The sequence below is a fragment of the Brachybacterium sp. AOP29-B2-41 genome, from assembly GCF_052378395.1.
Taxonomy (GTDB): domain Bacteria; phylum Actinomycetota; class Actinomycetes; order Actinomycetales; family Dermabacteraceae; genus Brachybacterium.
In genome coordinates, this window is record NZ_JBQSXR010000033.1 from 1 (window position 1) to 20115 (window position 20115).

Here is a 20115-nt window from a genome sequence, read left to right on the forward strand (position 1 = left end):
CGAGTCCTTGCCTCCCGACAGGTTGATGGCGACCCGCTCATGCGTGTCGACCAGCTTCTGCACATCGGCGATCGCTCGGTCGATGCCGTCACGCAACAACGAGTCGTACCCGCCGACTGCAGTGTTCTCGGGACGCGGCACCACTCGGAATCCGTGCCCGCTCACCTCGATCGCGCGATCCGGCGGCAACCATCGCACGCCGTCGATCGGCGTGGAGAAATCGAAGATGCAATCCAGGAAGTCGTGGCGCGCGCTGATGGTCTCAAGTACGTAAGCCCAGTCGGTATCCAACCTGCCACCGGCAGCCCGTACTGCGTGCGCCGTCTTCGCGGCGGACGTTCCGACGAACAGCGACACTGCGTCGAGTGTTTCTGCACGGGATATCGCGAGAGGCTGCATTCCGAACCGATCCGCGAGGATCAGCCTGCGCCCGTCCTGGGCCCGTGCGACGCACCACCACTCTCCGCTCTGAGCGATCACTCCACCCAGCGGTGCTCCTTCGGCGAAGCAGTCCTGGTCCTCGACAGGCTCGAAAGTCGCACCCCATGCCGACTCGATCGTGAAGTCGTCCGCCGCCGGAGCATCTGCCGCCGGCCGTCGCTCCTCGATGTCGGGGAACCGCAGAACGTCAACCTTGGCAATCATCTGTTGCTCCTTCGAGAGACTCCGCGAGCACTCTATCGTGGCTCACATACCGTGCCTGCAGAACCGCGCACTGCAATCCCCGTCACCGCCATTCGCCAGCTTCACCTTTTTGTAACGTGCAACAGCCCCGGACATCCTCAAAAGCTGATAGAAGTACCAATCATGAGTCCCGCATCCACCCGCCGTGTCCCCCTCTCCCTCACGGTGGGTGGCAGCCCACGCGACTGGGACGGAACCGCTGGAAGCGTTCGGATACCGTTCACGTACGGCGTCACGATTCGTCGCTGGAGAGTCCACTTCCAGAACGTGAACCCTCGCGAAGGGCGCCAAGGGCACGGGTCCGTACGCCTGAGCCAGATCGCAATCGGAGAATCCGGAGGCGGCGGCAAATGGGCCAACGCCCCGAGGGTCATCGCCGACCAGCTCCGGGGCATCCCCAAAGTCTCTCAATGGCAGCACACTCCGCTGCTGGCGGGGCGAGAGTACCTCCTGGCATACAGCTGGGTCAGCGACCACCCCACCCGCCGGGTCGTCGGTGGCGGCTGGATTGCCTCACACCCCACAGACAGCAACGCCACTCTCGCACACACCCGGACCCAACCGCTCGACGTCTGGATCGAGGCCGAAGTTCCTGCCAGCACCCCGGTCTTCGCCGTCTTCGGCGATTCTCTTTCCTCAGGGGTAGGGGCAACGATGCCGGTTCAGGATTCCTGGCCATCGATCTACGCCACACGGATCTCCGCTCATCCCATCCACTACACGGCTTCAGGCGACACCATGAAGAGCTGGTCGGACCCGAACCATTTCAAGTGGCGACGCTGGGAGCATCTGACCCGCCCGGATTTTGCGATTCACGCGATGGGGTTCAACGACATCGGCAATGGTGCCGACTCCTGGGAGCTACAGGCTCGTCACCTGGACACTCTGGAGATCGTGCGCGATCGGCTCACTGATCAGGTGATGCTTGCCGCGATCACTCCGAACACTGAGGCCAGCGATGAGCGCCTGGGAGTTCGTCGCTCCTATAATCATTGGCTCGCCGAGAGGAGGGCGCCGTTCATCCAGTTCCATATGGAGGTTTCCCATGATGACAGAATCCTCGATGCGGCTTTCGACGTGGATGGCTCCCATCTCAACACGGAAGGCTACCGCCGCATGGCATCCACCGTCCCGAGCATCCCCTCGACACCCGCTGCTGCGCGCCGCACCGACCAGAAGTCACTCGAGGCCTCGTCGGCGCGTGTCCGGATGGAGCCGATCTCTCTCACGCAGCCGCTAGGCATCCGCACAGAGACCACGACGTCGCGCTCATGCAGGATTCCCTTCGCCGTGCCACGTGGGGTGCGCCGATGGCGGGTGGTCATCCGCAATATCAACTATCGCGCAAACCAGGCGTACAGCGGCCAGGTGAACCTACGGTTCATCGGTTACGGCACCCCTGCTCGCGACGCAGACGGGGCACTCACCTCCAGTTTCACCGCAGCTCCTCGCGTGATCGCACGAGACACCCTCGTCAAGGATCTCTCCGACGGCTGGGCGGGCCCCTGGATCAGTGAGCAACTCAAGCCGGGCGAGGATTACATGTTCGCCCTGGGATATCTGACCAACGGCACTCCAGTGACGCGCAGCATGGGAGCAGGGTGGCTGACCTCATATTCACCCAGCAACGCCGAGCTGGCGGACGACAGCTCCGCGCTTCCGACCAACAGGATCCCGTTCGATATTCGTATCGAAGTGGATTCGAGCACTGCGCCCACCGAGCCCTATACGACGGATGTCGTGATCGGGGATTCCATCAGCGCGGCATCTGATGCCACGTTCCCCATCCTCGAAGCGCCCGCTGCCGTCACAAATCGACTGCGCGACGTATACACGCGTCTGCACACTCACGGCGGCACTGCCCTCAACGAGTGGATCGGCCCAGCATGGGGAAATCCCTACTCCGCCAAGTGGCAGGAAGTGGTCCGGTACGGCACCGCAGATCGAGCACTCCTCGCACTGGGCAACAACGACATCCACGCAAGCGATGATCTTGACTCCCTCCAGACGAACTATCTCGCCCTGGTGCAGCTCGTCAGAGACCGGGTTGCCGAGTCAGTCATCGCCTGCACGGTGACCCCGCGTGCTGCCTGGGTCGGGACGACCCGGGAAGCCACGCGTCAAAAATTCAACAACTGGCTGCGTTCGCTGCCGACCGGAGTCGACGGCGTCGTGGACATGGCCAGGGCAGTCGAGGCTCCAGACGGAGCCGGGCCCCACCCGCAACTCGTTTCCCCCGACGGGATCCACTTCAATTCCCTGGGATCAGCCGCTATGGCAGCAACCTTCTAGACTCTGCCGATCCGCAAGAACGTGCCGTGCACTCAGTGGACCGTCATGCATAGCGCCACATCGCTCGTCAGGTCTCGTCGTGTCAGTGACGGCTGGAGCGAGAGACTCTGGCCACAGGCGGAACAGGCTCTCCCCCTACAGGTCCGCAACCACTTACTAGTCTCGGGTCGGACGATCGAAGAGTTCTCAAGATCAGAAGGGGCCACCAGTGGACGATGAGCGCCGGCAGTGGCCACGCCGTCTCCCCTCTCGCCGTGCTCTCCTGACCGCCGGCGCAGTTGTCGGCGGAGGCACTATCGCTGGCACCGCCGTCTCCCGTATGCAAAGCCAGCGCAGCCAGGACGACTCCTCGACACCGGCGGCCCCTGCACCATCGACCGCCACCGCCACTCCTTGGGCGCCGCGTGACGAGCGCTTCCTGGCAACGCTGCAGGAGTCAAAGGGAGCTTTGTCGATTGCGCGGGAATACCGTGGTGCGTTCCCTTCGCTGAAGGTTCGCGATGTGCTGCCGCTGAACGGGCTCGGTCAGGAGAACGCGCCATGGACGGCCGCTTCCATCATCGGGCCATCACACCAGCTCCAGATCACTCGTTCGCGGGAGTCTTCGCCGCATCTCCTGCTGGACATCCCGTTGGACCCACCTGCAGAGATCTTGTCGATGGCGTGGGACCCGGCGGCACGCACGCTGTATCTCTCGGCGCGCGGAACGCTCTGGGCCTGGAGATACTCGGCACCGAAAACGATCGAACCTCTCGTCGACATCCCCGGGGCGACGGCGCTGTACGAACTCCTGATCGATCCTCACGGACTGATCTGGGGCGGGACGTTCCCCTTGGGTGCGGTCTTCTCAGTCGACCCAGCCACGAAGTCCGCCCACGTCTCCTCACAATTCGCCAGCGACTCCGAGTACGTCAGGCGACTAACGATGGATGCCAAGGGGCAGCTGTGGGCGGGCACTGGCGCCCTCAATCCCAGAATCTTCATGTTCCCCCGCACGGCTACCGCGTCGAGAATCGAGATACCGCTCCCAGAGCCGCTCAAGAGCGGCTTCATCACGGCAATCCGTGCTGGAACATCCAAGGTGCGCGTGACCACGGACGGCCGGCCTGACGTCTTCGAGCTGGATTCGAACTCCCGAACCTGGACTCGCAAGTTCAGAGCCTCTGGCTGGGTCCGTACACCGTCGTCCACCATCCTCCACGACGACACCTACTACATGGTTCAGGGCACGGATTTGATCGCTTACCGCGGCAATGGCACCGCCAAGGTTGCCGAAGTCGCCGCCGACGTTGGCGCGACGCTGCACCTCTGCGATTCGGGACCCCTCCTCTCCGCGGCAACGCCCGACGGATTCTCGCTCTCACCGTTACCGGAGGCTTCGGAACGCGGCGAGCAGCCGGCCGAGGTGAGTCTCGAGCCCGGGCTGTTCAAGGTGCAGAGCATCCTCGCGCCCACGGACTCCACCCTCTACGTCGGCGGGTTCATGGGGACCGGGATCGCCGGGATCGATCCCGATTCGGATGCGCGATGGCAGTCCCCTGATGCCCTCGACATCGTCCATCAGGTCGAGAACATGATCAGCGTCGGAGCTGATCGTCTGTACCTCGGAACTTATAGCTGGGCCGATGTCATCAGCTGCGACACCAGCCGTCGGGACGACGTCTCGAGCTACGAGCGGATCGCCCGGTTCAGCACCAATTACGACCAGTCCCGGCCCTTCGGGCTGGCGACGAACTCGAGCAGCCTGTTCGTCGGGACCGTTCCGAACTACGGGCGTTCCGGGGGAATCCTCGCGAAGATCGACACCCAGTCGAACACTCCCGAGTGGGTGCTTGACGGAGGCGGCAAGGGGTTCGTCGAAGGACACTCGATCGTCGGACTCGTCGCAGATGAGGAACACGTCTACGGAACGACGTCGGTGCGGAATGGATCTGGTCTGGCCGACACGGCCGGACCTGCCCAGATCTTCATGCTGGACATCGCCACCAAGAAGACGATCTGGCAGACATCGCCGATACCGAGCACTGGCGCGCTCTACACGCCGAAGCTCGTTGCCGGCTGGCTCCTCATCGCTGACCTCGAAGGCATCAATATCATCGACCCGCGCACCGGACTGCTCGAAGCGAAGCATCAGATCAGTCCGGTTCTGAACTCCTCACAGCGCCCCGGCTGGAACTCGGCTTCGCTCGAAATCATCGGCAACGGGCGCCAGGTCGCGCACTGCGCTGGGGGGACCGTCACAATCGCGGACTTCATCACGGCTGCGAGCTCACGGGTGGAACCCGGTGGCGAGCAGGACGACAGGCTCGGGCCCAGGATCGCAGCGTCACCTATCGGGCGCCTCTTCGCCGCACGAGGCGCTGACGTTGTCGAGATCGAACTGCAAACATGACACACCCCGCATTGCTCGCGTCACGGTGGGCCGGGTAAGCGCACAGAGGTTCACTGCCCGAAGTCCTCGGGACGCGCACCTCCCGCGAACTTCCACAGGATCGCCTCGATGGTGCGCTTCGCAGCCGCACCGTCTCCATACGGGTTCACCGCATTTGCCATGCCGGCATAGGCCTCCTTGGAGTCCAGGAGAAGAGAGACCTCGTCAACAAGCCTCTGCTTGTGAGTACCGATGAGTTTCACCGTCCCTGCGACCACAGCTTCAGGCCGCTCGGTGTTCTCTCGCATGACGAGCACCGGCTTGCCGAGACTCGGGGCCTCCTCCTGCACACCCCCTGAATCGGTGAGCACCACGTCGGCGAGACTCAGCACCTGGGTGAATTCCGCATAGGCGAGTGGTTCGATGAGGAATACGTTGTCAAGTCCCTCGACAGACGGCGCGATGGCAGCACGCACCTTCGGATTCTTGTGGATCGGGAACACCACGCTGACATCTGGGTACTTCTGCGCCAGCTCGGCTACCGCCTGGCCGATGCCTTCCATGGCAGCTCCGAGGTTTTCGCGCCGGTGTGCCGTCACCAGGAGGACGCGCCCTGCGGTCCCGGATTCATTCGATGCACGGAGTGCTTCGAGCCGGGGGTCCTCGAAGGGAACGCGCAGACTCTCAGTAGCGAACATGAGCGTGTCGATCACGCTGTTACCTGTGACGACAATGTCGTTCTCGCTGACATCTTCACGAGTGAGGTTGCCCTTGCTGGTCGAGGTGGGCGCTAGGTGGAGCGCCGCGACCTGACTCGTCAGCTTCCGGTTCGCCTCTTCCGGGAACGGGGAATTGATATCACCAGAGCGGAGACCGGCCTCGAGGTGGATCACCGGAATCTGTCGGTTGAACGACGCTACGGCCGCGCCCATCACCGTCGAGGTGTCACCCTGCACGATCACGGCGTCGGGCGTTTCCTTCTCGAGGATCTCATCGATTCCGGCGATCACCTTCGCGACGATGGTGTTGAGCGACTGCCCCGCGCTCATGATGTTCATGTCGTGATCGGGCACGATCTCGAACATTGTGTTGACCTGATCGAGCATCTCGCGATGCTGACCCGTCACCACCGTGATGCTCTCCAGCTCGTCGTGAGCCTCGATCGCCTTGATGATCGGGGCGACCTTGATCGCCTCAGGGCGGGTGCCGTAGATGGTCATAATGCGGAGTGTCATGAATGCTCTCCTCGTCGGAATGCAGGGTCAGGGTCAGCAGTCTTGCTTTCGGGTCTTCGTTCGCTGGGGAATACCACGCCCGGGAAGCGCTGGGCACGCATCTGCCGCTCGAAGATCGCGTCGAATGGATCCGGTTCGAGTTCGGGCACGTTGTCCGTCACGACCGGCGACTCATCCTCTGGGAGGGTGAGCACGGAGGCGGCGCGCTGCGCCTCGCCGTGCATGAACGCCTCGCGGAGGATGCCCGTGGCCTCGTCTTCGCGATCGCGCGCCATGCGGTAGGTGAAAGAGCGGTACATAGCGGCGACCTCCTTCGTGTCCCCGTCCATCACGACCCTCCCCTTCTCCATCCAGATCACCCGGGAGCAGACGTTCTCGATCGCACGCGGGGCGTGGTTCACCATGAACACGGTGCCCGCGTTCTCCAATAGTTCGTCCATCTTGGATTTTGAGCGCTTGGAGAACGTCGCATCCCCGGTGGAAAGCGCCTCGTCGACCATGAGGATCTTGGGTTGCGCCATCACGGAGATCGCGAACTTGAGGCGAGACGACATGCCGGAGGAGTACGTTCGCATCGGCAGGTCAACAGCTTCCCCGAGTGCGGAGAGTTCCGCGGCGTGAGGTACCAGCTCCTCCGCCTTCTCCGGGGACATTCCGAGAGCCAGAAACCCGAGCTTGATGTTCTCGGCTCCGGTGAGGTCGCTCATCAGCGCAGCGCTCACGCCCAATAGCTGGGGCCGAGCACTGGTGTAGACCGCTCCAGCTGTCGGCGGCTCCACCCCCGCCAGCATCCGCAGCAAGGTGGACTTCCCCGAGCCGTTCCGGCCGATGATCCCCACGAACTCGCCCTCACGCACCAGCAGGTCCACCCCCCTCACGGCGGAGACAGAGACCATGGAGCGACGTGTGGAAAGTTTGCTGAGCAGACCTGATCGGGGCGCCCGATCAGTGCGTGGGACTTTATAGCGCATCCGCACCCGGTGAGCGACGACCGTCAACGGCGACGCCTCCGGGGCGACCCACAGGGTGTCGTGGTGGTCGTCGTCCTCGGTCGGAGCCGGATTAGCCGAGCTCTCGTCCATAGCTCTCCTCCGCTCGCCAGAAGTAGATGAACCCGATCACCAGTATCCCGACTGCCGACACGATCGAGATCGTCCATGCCCGCAGGTCGGGAACCTGGCCGTCCAGCAGGACCGTGCGCATCATGTCGATGATCTGGTACAGCGGGTTGAGGGTCACGATGCTGAGTGCCGTCTCGTTCTCCACGAACCGTTCGATCGGGAACATGACGCCGGAGCTGTACATCAGGAATCGGCTTACCACCCCGAGCACATTGGCCATGTCTGGAACGTGGAACCCGATCCGCGCTGTGATGAGCATGAGGCCCAGGTTGAGCACCGTCTGGATCAGGAAGATCGGAATGACCAGTACCCAGGAGATTTGCGGGAGGGCGAACGGGGGAATCGCCATGATGGCGAAGCACATCACCATTATCGTGAAGACAGCGGTCATCGTCGCCTGCAGCACGGCTGAGACCGGGATCGATGCCCGCGGGAACGTGAAGGCCTTGATCATCGCCTTGTTGCTGCGCAGCAGGCTCGTTCCGGAGGTGATCGACGTCGCCGTCGAGCGATACAGAAGGATTCCGATGATCAGGAAGGCCGGGTAGTTCTCCATGCCCCGACCAATCTTGAGCACTAGCCCGAAGATGACGAAATAGAACGCCGCGTCGATGAGTGGGCGGAGGAAGAGCCACACGTTCCCCAGATGCATCCGGGAGTTCTGGGTCGAGGCACGGTGCCGCGAGTCGTACCAGATGAAGTGACGCCGCTGCCAGAGCTGCTGGATGTACTCCCCCAGGGATGGGCGTACGCCGATCCGCGCGAGTCCGCTCGGGTCGAGACCCTTTGCCTCGAGCGCGCGTTTCACCTCGGAGGTGCTCTTCACCTCATTCACCACTGCGGTTCTCCTCGGCCTTCTGGTGCAACGCGTTCGTGTACACCTGCTCGTATCGTCTCACCAATGCACTCCAGGTACGTTCTCGGGCCATGCGCTGACCCTCGACAGAGTGACGCACACGAAGTTCCCCGTCGGCCGCTAGACCGGCGATCTCCTCGGCGAGCTGCTCCGCAGAGCCGGCCTTGATGAGAGTCGCGTGGAGGGTACCGTCCCGTCCGGTGACGGTCTCCCGCAGGGCAGGCAGGTCGCTGAGTATCACCGGGCGTCCCAGGGCGAGCGCCTCGATCGGCTTCTGCGGCGTGACGGAGCGGGAGACAGCACGGTCGAGGCGGGTCACGGTCACCACGTCCAGCGACTGGACCCAAAACCGCGCCTCCGCAGCCGGGACCCGCCCGGGCAGGAGCACCCGATCCTGGATCCCGAGCTCTCGAGCGAGCTCCGCGAGCCCTGGGGCGGCGACCCCGTCTCCCACGAGCACCACATGGAGCCGCTCGCGGAGCTCCGGATCGGTCTCAGGGTCGTGCAGCAGCCGGCCGGCGGCATTAAGGACGGTCTCGAAGCCTTCGTAGTCCACCAGAGCACTCACCGCGCCCACCGCGAATGCACCGTCGGGCAGATCGAGGCCCACGTGGCGGCGAGCCTCGTCGACGGAGAGGTGGCCGCTCAGCAGAGTCTCATCGACCCCGTTGGGGACCAAGGTGATGCGATCAGGATCCACTCCGCGCTCAATGAGCTGCTCCGCCATGGTGGCGCTGAGGGTCACCACCGCGGAGGCGGAGGCTGCCAGCTCCCCCTCGCGCGAACGCACCAGGCGCACCTTCTCGGAGGACTCGGCCGCGGCCCGCGCCTGCTCCGTGTGGCGGGCGGCGACCCAGGTCTGCTCCATCAACCCGCGCACCTCCAGCACCCAGGGAATGCCGGTCGCCTCGCTCACGGTCTGAGCCACCAGGGCATTGCGGTAGTCGGTGGTGGCGTGGAGGACATGCGGTCGCAGCTCGTGCACGATCTCCAGTGCGGCAGCGACCTCCTGCTCGAGGCGCAGCTGCGGTGTCGCCCCGAGCGAGGCGGGCAAGGTGCGACGGTACTCGACCCCGTCGATCATGTCGGAGCCCCCGGCAAGCACCTTGCCGATCATGACGGGATAGCCGGTGCGGGTGAGCGCCACGGAGTGCACCCCTCGGTCCGCCAGTGTGCGCAGGATTCGGTGGGTCCGCAGGGAGTACCCGGACTGGGTGTGAGGCAAGGAGTTGGTAATCAGGTGCAGTACCCGCAGGCTCTCGCCCTCGGCACGACAAGGGCTCAGGTCAACCTGCCCTGTAGGGATCGAAAGTCGGTGAGCGGGCCGCAAGAGGTCGAGTTCGCTGCGCAGGCGGTGCGCGTAGGCGGAGGATCCCTGACCGGCGGCCTTGAGGATCCCGACGGCCTCACTCATCTCGCCTCGCGACCAGGCGGACCGCGCACGGGTCGCGGCGGGCGCCTCATCTGAGAGCAGCTCGGGCCGGTCGAGGAGCACCGAGACTTCTCCGTGAAGGGTAGAGCGGGAGTGAGGGTCCGTGGCGAGTCGACGCTGGGCGTCGGCGGTTTCCCCCGCCATGAAGGCCCCGAGCGCCGCGGCGCCGGCAAAGCCAGGCAGGGTCCCGGCGATGGTGCGCAGTAACCTCCCGGCACGTACCCGGGTCGTAACCGGCAGACGACGGCTGACCTGCACCACGAGCAAAGCGGGATCATCCAGCGTATGCTGGACGGCGGACTGGAGCAGGAGGCGCACGTTGAGCGCCACGCGTCGTGTGCTGGGCACAGGTCTCCGCTCGGTCAGGGATCGACCGGTCGGCCGACGCACTCCCGCGATCTTAGCGAGGCCTGAAAGAAGTTTGTCACTCAGCTGCGGGTGGGCGTGACGTTCCCGCATTCCAATGCGGCGGCGATCTGACCACATCCCACCCACCTAGGTGCTCAATCGCTCCGGCGAGCCGCTCTCGCAGTTCGACGAACTGCCGCGTGCGTCGGACCTCCTCGCCGAGCATCCAGACCGCCTCCACGGAAGGGGTGGCTTCCTGGTCCAGCGCCACTCTTCCCGGCCGGACGATCATCACGAGCACTCGGTCGCCAAGGAACACCGCTTCGTCGACGTCATGGGTGATGAAATAAGACCGTACGGCGCTGCTTTTGCTCGATGCACAAGAGATCCGCCTGCACCTGGCCCCCGCGATCCCGTCCAGGGCGGCGAAGGGATCATCCATGAAGGTCACGTCCGTCTCGTTGGCGAGCACCCGCGCAATCACGGCGCGCTGCTGAATGCCGCCGGCCAGCTTCGCATCGGGGAAGTCACCGTGCCCTACCAGGCACGGGTGCCCCCGGGACTTGTAACAGCGCTCCCTCTTGCCCCCACTTGCGCGTCCGTATGCCCAGCGCCACGAGGCGGACAGCAAAGCGGACGCTAGAGGAGATCAAGGGTCGAGAGGCCCCGCGATGACCCTTCGCCACCTAACCAGTGACTCCGACGCCACCACCAGATTGTCATCGCCGTGGGACACCCGAGCATTACGGCTCTGCGTCCGATCCATTCCGCACTCGTCCAAGCCGGAGAACACGCCCAGTTGGTCTCTCCCCGCATCCCAGCAACCGCCGCGCTGATCATTGAGCATGCCGCCGGAAAACCGGGGCACTTAGCGAGTACATCAAGTCAAGCCAGATACTCAATTATCAACGGGTGACCGCCTACAACTTTGCGGGACGCTGCCAACGGACGGATCAGGACGCCGGCCCCCACTCATTCGAAAACTAGACCCAATCTGGTCGCGAGAAGAAGATCGACCAGTCTAGATTTTTCATCGCCGGGAAACTCTGAAGGCACGGAAACGTGGAGCACATCGGCAGAGAGGTCGCCAGCTAAAAGCACGGCAACAGCAAGACGGGCGCGAATCTGCTCAAAGGAAACAGAGGAGGCGGCATCCAATGTGAATGCGTTCGAGCCAAGCAAAATCGAGTCGAGGGAACGCATGCTACCGACCCACTCCGACGTTGGCAGAATGGCAATCGTCGGCTCGTGGCCGAGAACGCCCGATCTAGAAAATTTGACATGCACTCCACGAATCCCGCCGTCAAGTGGCTTCGGATAATATTCGATCGGATTGGGCCGAATCTCAACATGGCCGAGATCTCGCTCGATCGCGGATGCCGTATTTGGCCCAAGCTTGTGTGGAAGTTGCAGATTCCCACTGGCCCAGAATCCGAAAGCCAAGTACGCCGCAATGGCTTCCCGTTCGGGATTAAGGAAAACGGGAGCGTGATCCAGCAGAAGTTCGCGAACGGGAGGAGACGCATCGTATTCATCGAGCTCAACACGAAAGCCGACTTGCGCATAGCTGGTACCCTGCCAAGAAATTTTCATGCCCAATACCTTTCTGCAGACGACCCTACGATCAGCCAAGGAGTATGGCCGGATGACGCACGCGCAACATTACTCACAACTCCAATCTTCTCGCGAGATGACCCGTCGTCCATTGAATAGATCGTCGCGGACTCGTTGAGGGCGTCACATGCACTCCCGGAGAAGACATGAATAGGACTCCCGCTCGATGATCTAGAGACATAATCATCAATCACCGCTCCCACCCAGGAGACGCGAGACGCACCGACACCCTGGGACACGTGTGCCGTCAGCTGACCTCCGAGTCGAGCGAGTGTAGCCAAATCCCGATAACTGGCACCCGCCACCGTCAGCGTGGACGAGATCTTTTCGCCATCGCGGAGGATGGTTTGCTGCCCTGACCGCCCGTCGAACAGCAAATCGACCGAGCTACCCTCATCCAGCTGCAGGGTGGCATCACGCGTTACCAGATGATCTGGCAAGTAGGGCAGAACTTCCTGAAGCATCTCTTCTCGAGATGTAGTGCTGGGCCACGAATTCGCGGCGGCCTCTTCCGAAAGCTTCTTCAAATGCCAGCTAGTTAATTTAAACCTAAAGAACTGTAGGGCCTGCTTAGCGGCATCACCTTGATTGCTGGAATCGACGGCTGTCACCTGCTTCGAGTGGCGTCGCCGCAAAAGAATTGGCTTGCCACAGTGACTGACCCTATAGCCCGCACGGAGGAGTCTCAGAAAGAAATTATTGTCGACCCCACTCGGAATAGATTCATCGTATCGGATCGCTCGCATCACGTCGGTACGCAGCATCCAAGTACCATGACCCGGCGCGCCCCCTTTCTCCGCCGCCTGCGCAACACTGGGAACTCTAGAAACGATTAGATCCAGCTGCCCACTCTCGTTATCAAAGTTCACGAACGAGCCAGCAGATCCAATGTAATCATCCGTGATCGCGGCCAATTGCCACTCAAGCCTACGTGGATGCATCAGATCATCATCATCCATGACGGCAGTAAAATAGCCAAGACTTTCGTCAAGCGCTAGGTTCCGTGCCGCAGAGATCCCACTCGAAGGCTGATGAAAGTATCGTAACCTCGGGTCGCCGAAAGCCTGAACCGCGAGACGAGTCGCATCGTCTACAGACCCGTCATCAATAATAATTACCTCAAAGTCCTGGACCGATTGCGCCAATACTGACTGGATCGCTTCGGAGAGGAGTTCGGACCGGTCGCGCGTGGAGAACACGACACTTACGAGCGGCTGTTTCCACTGGGGCGCATGACGCCATTCAGAGATGTTGCGAACGTATGTCTTATCGTTATAGACCACATCACGGTTGAATGCGACGGCCGCCCTACCTTCGTCCGATTCTTCTACGGTCCGAATTGTGGGGGTATGCCACATATGGTACATACGTACATCTGGGGAATTCACCCAAACTGTCTTGTATCCCGCACGGCGGGCACGCTGCGCAAAGTCCAAATCCTCACCAGCGTAAGTATGCAGGCGTTCGTCGAACCCCCGAATCTCACCGAAGCCCTTGGCTGAGATTGCCATCATGCCACCCATGCCCCATCGGGGGCGCAAGCGGCCGACTTTCTCCAGCTCGAGCCAATCTACTTTAGAGACCCCCGCAAAGTAGTCGTCGCCCATCATCTCGGGAAGATCTCTACATTGAAGGAATAAAGCACACTGGCCCGCTTCGCGCGCAGTCGCTACGATGACTTCCATTGATTTGGGGGAGAACAACATATCGGCATCAGTCGAGATCAGGAGCTCTCCCTGAGCTATAGCGAAGCCCGCGTTAAGCGCTCGAGAGCGTGACCACACAGGGTCACCGGGGGTATACACGTACTTAGCCCCGAGCTGTTCAGCTACAACCCGCGCAGGCCCTGGATCGCTACTTCCATAATCAGAAATTATTAGTTCGCCAGAGATGTTCGCGAAGCCAGAGATAATGCTTGCAGCGGATCGCTTGATCCTTTCAGTTCCCCAATCCCTAAACCCGATTACGACCGAAACGTCTAGCTTACCCATGGATCAATCCTCCTCCGGCAAAATCACGATTGGCTGGCTCTTGAATTTAGCCTCGAGTATCAATCCAGTGGTCGGAGTCGGCTTCGCCTTAGCCTCTCGCGTCCAGGGAACAGTGGTCAGGCTGACGGCACTCGTGGATAGCGGCAATTGGAAGCGCGGCAATTTCAGCTGGTGCTCCCCAGGCTCATCGTCGTCCGTGGCGGGAACGTAAGCAAACGGACTTCCAAGCAATTCCGACCACAGCAGGCCTTTCGGGGTCATCTCTCTACCGCCGCCACTATCCGTCGACAGCGCGTTCGCGTCTGCGGAGCTGTGGAAATCGAAGGTGACGATGTACTCTTTCGCGCTGAGAATTCGGGACAGCTTGAGGACCGGTGTAACGACGAGCCCGGGTAGAGGAATCCTGAAAGTGCGCCTGTTCTCCATGTTGGGCATTCCTTTCTGACTGGACTATTATTTGCTAAACCGGGAAGGGGCTCAGATTGCGCCAGATATATACACTTGAGGGCCCGGCCGACACTAGAACTATATCAGTGGGCTTAGGCGCGCCCGCCCCTAAAGGGAGATTCACCCTTGCGGACTCGGCAGCCTCTCACTAGAATCGCGCGTCAATTAGCTCTCAAAGTCTCTGCAGGTACTGCTGACGTCTGGTAATTACTCCGGGTTCAATACGGGCCGCCCGATGGTCACATACTTGAACCCGTGATCCTTCATCGTCTTTCGGTCATATAGATTTCTACCGTCAACAATAGTCCTTCCGGCCATCAGTTGGGACATTCTCTCTTCGTCGATCGCCCGAAACTCCTCCCACTCGGTGCAGATGGCCAGAGCGTCTGCTCCGCGTAGCGCAACATACTTATCGTCACTGAAGTGCAACCCATCCCGGCTACCGAACTTAAGATCCATATTCGGTGCGGCGATAGGGTCGTAGGCTCGGACGAAAGCGCCGTTATCGAGTAGATACTGAATGAGGTTGATTGCTGGGGCGTCGCGAATGTCATCCGTCTTGGGCTTGAATGCCAACCCCCATACCGCGACAGTCTTACCAGAGAGATTCCCGACTTCCGATGCTAGCTTCTTCCCAAGCTGCGTTTTTTGAAACTGATTCACGGACTCTACAGCTTTTAGTATCTGTGGTTCATAACCCGCTTCCCGTGCAGTCCAAGCGAGCGCCGCAACGTCCTTCGGAAAGCATGAACCTCCGTAGCCTGCCCCCGGGTACAAGAACTGATACCCGATCCGCGGGTCCGATCCGATACCCACTCGCACGTGCTCGATATCGGCTCCGGTCCGCTCGGCAATGCTTGCTATCTCGTTAATGAAACTGATTTTCGTAGCGAGCATTGCATTCGCGGCATACTTTGTTAGTTCAGCCGACTCTGCATCCATTACAAGGATTTTGTCGTGCTGGCGATTGTACGGGTCGTAGCATTTCCGCATAACCTTCTCTACATTGTCCGATTCGGTGCCGAGGACAATTCGCGCCGCGTGCTTGAAGTCATCAATCGCCGCACCCTCCTTTAGGAACTCCGGATTTGAGCAGACCTCAACATTATGTTCAGCGTTTCTGGATTCTAGTCGTTCGTCGATAATGCCCTGGACCCTAGCCGCGGTGCCGACGGGGACCGTGGACTTATCTACAACGACCAAGTCGCCGTACGCCAGATCTCCGATCGTGTGCGCCACCTGAAGAACGTATGTCATGTCCGCAGACCCGTCCGTGCCCTGAGGGGTGCCTACCGCTATAAAGGCTACGTCCGCTCCGTCCAAGGCCTCAGCAGCATCTGTTGTAAACGAGAGGCGGCCGTGTTCGCGATTGGATGCAATCATGCCTTCCAGTCCCGGCTCATAGATCGGAACAATGCCGTTGTTCAGATCTTCTACGCGTTGCCGGTTGATATCGACGCCGATCACCTCGTGTCCGACGTCAGCGAAGCACGCTCCCGTAACTAGCCCAACGTACCCTGACCCGAAGACGGCGATTCGCATGCGGAATCCTTTCGCGAGAGTCTTCCTAGTTCGACAGGTTCTATCGTAGTTCAGGTAGCTCGCAGGTTGGTGCGTGCCCTTGGCGTTAGTCCTGACCAGGCGCGAGGGACGGGAGCGCATCCAAAGGCGGCCGGCTGATCCACGCGATCACACAGCACCACGGCAAAGCCAAGACCGAGATGAAGCGGGGGCGCCGGGAGACGGCCTGGGGGCCCCCGGAACGTTGCGGACACTGGGGAGCGACCCGGGACTACTTCCGTAGGCACGCCACCTGCGACGGGCGCGGGCTTACAGCTCGGGACGACCGAACCGCCACAGCGATCGACGGCGGTGCAACGGTAAAGTCAAGCAGGTTCGCGAAGAACGCCGCCGTCGGCCGTGCTTTCAGTGGCCCATCTCTCAAGCGGGCGCTTCACCTGGTGGGCGGAAGGGCTACGTCGCCAATGAGTATTTGAGGGTTTGGGATCCACCCGTTATTGCGGTTCGGAGCCACCGTTATTGCCGTTGAGCGCCAGTGGCGGCCTGGGCGGGATCCACTGGCGCTCCGGCACGGTTCTACTGCCCGTTCATAGCGGCGTGTTCACGCATGTTGTAGCTTCCGGTCTCGATCCAGAGGGTGTTGTGGACGATCCGGTCCACGATCGAGCTGGCGTGGACTCCCGAGCCGAGGCGCTGGTGACAGTCCTTCTTCGCGTACTGGGTGCAGAACACGGTCGAGGTGTTCCCGTAGTGCCGTTCCATCAGCTCGAACAGCAAGGTGCGCATGGCCTCGTCGGGCTAGTCCAGCAGCCACTCATCGATGACCAGCAGAGTGGACGCGGCGTGAATCTTCAGGAACGTCGAGGTGCCGTGGGGCTTGTCCTTCGCCAGCGCCCACGCTTCGGCGAGGTCGGGCATCCGGGTGTAGTGAGCCCGGAACCGGTGCTGGCAAGCACGTTTCGCGAGCGCGCATCCGAGGTAGGACTTCCCGGAGCCGGTGAGGCCCTGGAAGACCACGTTTTGTTGCCGCTCGATGAACGAACAGGTGCCGAGTTGAGCGATGACGCCTTGGTCCAGCCCCCGCTCGGCCAGCAAGTCGAGCCTGCGCAGGTCAGCGTTCGGGTAGCACAGCCCTGCTCTGCGGATCAGTCCCTCGACTTTCTGGTGGGTGTAGGAGGTGTGGGCTTCATCGATGACGAGCTTGACCTGCTCCTCGAAGGCAAGGCCCAGCATCAGTTTCTCGTCCCGGCCCTCGAGGGCGTCAAGCATCGCGGTCGCGCCCATCTCTCGCAGCTTCCGCTTGGTCTCGGTATCGATCCCGGTCATCGGGCGCCTCCCGCCGCGTAGTAGTCCGCGCCCCGCACATAGCCACCAGACTCTTCCGTCGGCGGCGTCACCAGCGCCTCTCCGGCCTTACCTTGGCCGGTCTCCAGGATCGGTCGCAGGTGCGCGTATCGCGGTGAGCGGATCGCTCCAGCCAACGCGAGCTGGCAGGCCGCCTCGACCCGCTCCGCGGAGTAGCGACGCGTCAGACGCATTAGGGCCGGATTCAGCCCCTGCTCAGCGACGGGGACACTCGAAGATGCGGTCCACCACGCTCACGGCGCCCGGCCCGACCCGTAATGCCCATTCCCGGACTCTTGCCTGGTCCCACTCGCGGTACTTCGCCCCGGCCGGCAGATCAGCGCCATGGGTGCGGTACTCATTGACCGCTCGCTCCGGGGCTAGCAGGTGGCAGGCGAGCCGTTCGTTGCCGAGATGGATCTCGACCATGGTGTCCGTGATTCAGAGGTCGATTTTCGCGCCGACTTGCGGGTAGGGCAAGGAGTAGAAGTTCTTCGCCCAGGGCACGTGCCCGTTGCGTCCGACCCGCCGTCCGTAGGCCCATTGGCTGATCTCGTAGGGTGCGGCCGGCAGCGGCCGCAGCAATGGCTTCTCCTCCGCTGTGAACACGCTGGTCCGCGAGCCAGCGCGTTTCTGGAACGGCTCGAGGTTGTAGGCCTCGACCCTCCCGGCGATCGCGACCCGAAGTTCGGCCAGCGTCGCGAACCGCTGATCACGCAGTGCAGCGATGATCCAGGTCGCCACGTGCGCCACCGTGTTCTCCACGCTGGCCTTGTCCTTCGGCTTTCGCACCCGTCCCGGGAGGACGGCTGCCGAGTAGTGGGCCGCCATCTCGCGGTAGGCGTGATTCAGGACGATCTCACCCTCGCAGGGATGCTTGACCACCCCGGTCTTGAGGTTGTCCGGCACGATCCTGGGCGTCGTTCCGCCGCGGGTTCTAGGGGTGGTGGCAACACCCCTGGTCTCGTGGAGGTGTGTGATGGTGGCGGTAGGTGCGGGGCGGCTTCGGTGGGACGTGAAAGACCCGGCGGCAAGCTCGCGGGCATGGGACCTTTACTCCATGGGACTTTCACACGGAGTGATCGGTGCTGAGCTCGGGGTGAGCAAGATGACCGTGACGCGAATGGTCACCGAGACCGGGGGCATCCGGCCAGAGCGGCCGCGCGATCCTGACCGGTTCTTATCCCTCGAAGAACGGTTCCGGATCAAAGAACTGCTGGTCGAGAGGAATTCTTTCCGCGCGATCGCGAAAGCATTGGGCCGCAACGTCACCACCATCTCCCGTGAAGTCGCCCGCGGCAGCGAGGACGGGACACGTGGCCGCTACCGGCCGACCAGGGGCCAGCGTGTGGCCTGGGGGCATCGTCGCCGGCCCAAACCGTTGAAGATCCCCTCGGACCCGGTCTTGCTCGACGAGGTCCAAAAGGGGCTCGATGCCAAACTCTCTCCGGAACAGATCGTGGGACGATTGCGGCGTGAGCACCCCGGAGATCCACGATTCGCAGTGAGCCACGAGACGATCTACAAGACGATCTATCTGCAGGCCAGAGGCGGACTCAAGCGAGATCTGGCGGCACTGACCCGGACGGGACGCACGATTCGCCGTCCCCATCGCCAAGGGCCGGAGAGGCGTGGACGGATCCGGGGCATGGTCTCGATCTGGGACCGCCCCGCCGAGGCGCTGGACCGGTCGATTCCTGGACATTGGGAAGGCGACCTGATCATCGGCAAGGACGGGAAGTCAGCGATCGGCACGGTCGTCGAACGCCACTCCAACTACCTCTTCCTCGTCCACATGGATCCCTCGATGAACCGGGTCGAGGCGCTGGAGGCGGGGCTTGCCGCCAAGCTCGCAGAACTGCCCGCGACGCTGAAGCGGACTCTGACCTGGGATCAAGGCACCGAGATGCACCGCCATCAATCCATCGCGGAGATGACCGGGATCAATATCTACTTCGCCGATCCCCATTCCCCGTGGCAACGAGCAACGAACGAGAACACCAACGGACTGCTGCGCCAGTACTTCCCCAAAGGCACCGACCTCACCATCCACAGCCAAATGGACCTCGACCTCGTGGCAGACGAGATGAACCGCCGACCCCGACGACGCCTCGAGTTCGCCACTCCCTACGAAGTACTCTCAGAACACCTGTTGCAATGACCCCTTGAAACCGCCGCCCAGCGCGTCGAACATCGTCACGCGCACTCTCAGCCAGGTGTCCTGGCGCATATCCAGGGCCGGCTCGAGGAGCGCGTAGCGGCTGAACGGCAGACAGGCCACGAACAGGTAGCCCGCGTGGCCGCGCCCGTTGCCGGGTCCGTGAGCTGCATCGTGGGCCCGGACCAGTCGACCTCCACGCTCTGGCCGGCCTTGTGCCCGACCCTCGAGGCGAGCCCAGTGACCAGCACGTGCTGCTGGTAGGACTTGCAGAACCGGTTGTAGCCCATCGCCGCGGACCCCGCCTGTGAGCACCGATCGAGGTACTCGCCATGCAGCAGCTTCATCTTCACCCCGACCCGCGCCATCTCTCGACGGACCCGAGCCCATTCCGGCTCAGCGAACACGCTCGCGTGTTCCCCCCGACCCGGGAACAACCGCGAATACACCTCGCCATCAGAGAGCTCGGCGACGTCATCCCACGTCACACCTGCCACGTCGGCGGCGGTGAGGGCATCAGCGACCCTGTTACGCGAGAGGCTCTGAGACGCGGCGCTCGCCCTGCCCGACAAACCTTCGGCCCGCAACTGAAGCACGAGCTTCGCCCTGATCTTCCGCACCATTGAATATTGCTCCTTCCGCCAGCTGCCCTTTACACCTGGCGGAAGGAGCCTATGCAGGTGGCTCTGGCCCCAAATATC

General features: G+C 62.2%; 13 protein-coding genes and 3 pseudogenes. 3 read left to right on the forward strand and 13 right to left on the reverse strand.

Features of this window, described 5'->3' with window-relative positions:
• Positions 1-645: hypothetical protein (locus ACT3T9_RS18240; protein WP_444607242.1), on the reverse strand; the 645-nt coding region annotated here is incomplete at its 3' end.
• 306 nt (positions 646-951) lie between these two features.
• Between ACT3T9_RS18240 and ACT3T9_RS18245 the strand changes: the two genes are divergently transcribed.
• Positions 952-2976, forward strand: a complete 2025-nt coding sequence (locus ACT3T9_RS18245) for a GDSL-type esterase/lipase family protein (RefSeq protein ID WP_444607243.1) — start codon at positions 952-954, stop codon at positions 2974-2976.
• A gap of 319 nt (positions 2977-3295) precedes the next feature.
• Positions 3296-5368, forward strand: a complete 2073-nt coding sequence (locus ACT3T9_RS18250; protein ID WP_444607244.1) for a hypothetical protein — start codon at positions 3296-3298, stop codon at positions 5366-5368.
• A 50-nt stretch (positions 5369-5418) separates the two neighbouring features.
• Here ACT3T9_RS18250 and wecB read toward each other — a convergent pair whose 3' ends face one another.
• The 11 genes and pseudogenes from wecB to ACT3T9_RS18305 form a co-directional block, all read right to left on the reverse strand.
• On the reverse strand, positions 5419-6582 hold the full coding sequence (gene wecB, locus ACT3T9_RS18255) for a non-hydrolyzing UDP-N-acetylglucosamine 2-epimerase (protein WP_444607245.1): 1164 nt from the start codon (positions 6580-6582) through the stop codon (positions 5419-5421).
• Positions 6579-7664 carry an ABC transporter ATP-binding protein gene (locus tag ACT3T9_RS18260; RefSeq protein ID WP_444607246.1) on the reverse strand — a complete coding sequence of 362 codons (1086 nt, stop codon included), beginning with the start codon at positions 7662-7664 and terminating at the stop codon, positions 6579-6581. Before ACT3T9_RS18260 ends, wecB begins: the two co-directional genes overlap by 4 nt.
• On the reverse strand, positions 7645-8538 hold the full coding sequence (locus ACT3T9_RS18265; protein WP_444607247.1) for an ABC transporter permease: 894 nt from the start codon (positions 8536-8538) through the stop codon (positions 7645-7647). Before ACT3T9_RS18265 ends, ACT3T9_RS18260 begins: the two co-directional genes overlap by 20 nt.
• Positions 8531-9973 (reverse strand): glycosyltransferase, encoded by a 1443-nt coding sequence (locus ACT3T9_RS18270; protein ID WP_444607248.1) that lies wholly within the window; start codon positions 9971-9973, stop codon positions 8531-8533. Before ACT3T9_RS18270 ends, ACT3T9_RS18265 begins: the two co-directional genes overlap by 8 nt.
• 442 nt (positions 9974-10415) lie before the next feature.
• Complete coding sequence (locus tag ACT3T9_RS18275) at positions 10416-10790, reverse strand: hypothetical protein (protein ID WP_444607249.1); 375 nt, start codon at positions 10788-10790, stop codon at positions 10416-10418.
• Between the two features lie 521 nt (positions 10791-11311).
• On the reverse strand, positions 11312-11932 hold the full coding sequence (locus tag ACT3T9_RS18280; protein ID WP_444607250.1) for a hypothetical protein: 621 nt from the start codon (positions 11930-11932) through the stop codon (positions 11312-11314).
• Positions 11929-13944, reverse strand: coding sequence for a glycosyltransferase (locus ACT3T9_RS18285; protein ID WP_444607251.1), 2016 nt, complete (start codon positions 13942-13944; stop codon positions 11929-11931). Before ACT3T9_RS18285 ends, ACT3T9_RS18280 begins: the two co-directional genes overlap by 4 nt.
• A 3-nt stretch (positions 13945-13947) precedes the next feature.
• Positions 13948-14370 (reverse strand): hypothetical protein, encoded by a 423-nt coding sequence (locus tag ACT3T9_RS18290; RefSeq protein WP_444607252.1) that lies wholly within the window; start codon positions 14368-14370, stop codon positions 13948-13950.
• Between the two features lie 228 nt (positions 14371-14598).
• Positions 14599-15933, reverse strand: a complete 1335-nt coding sequence (locus ACT3T9_RS18295; RefSeq protein ID WP_444607253.1) for a UDP-glucose dehydrogenase family protein — start codon at positions 15931-15933, stop codon at positions 14599-14601.
• A 555-nt stretch (positions 15934-16488) separates the two neighbouring features.
• A pseudogene (locus tag ACT3T9_RS18300) lies at positions 16489-17238 on the reverse strand (ATP-binding protein).
• Positions 17235-18183, reverse strand: a pseudogene (locus tag ACT3T9_RS18305) (Mu transposase domain-containing protein); the annotation flags it as partial. The pseudogenes ACT3T9_RS18305 and ACT3T9_RS18300, both read right to left, overlap by 4 nt.
• 181 nt (positions 18184-18364) lie before the next feature.
• Between ACT3T9_RS18305 and ACT3T9_RS18310 the strand changes: the two are divergent.
• Positions 18365-19417, forward strand: a complete 1053-nt coding sequence (locus ACT3T9_RS18310) for an IS30 family transposase (RefSeq protein WP_444607254.1) — start codon at positions 18365-18367, stop codon at positions 19415-19417.
• Between the two features lie 12 nt (positions 19418-19429).
• On the opposite strand, the pseudogene ACT3T9_RS18315 reads toward ACT3T9_RS18310, so the two are convergent.
• A pseudogene (locus tag ACT3T9_RS18315) lies at positions 19430-19644 on the reverse strand (IS21 family transposase); the annotation flags it as partial.
• Between the last annotated feature and the right edge of the window lie 471 nt (positions 19645-20115).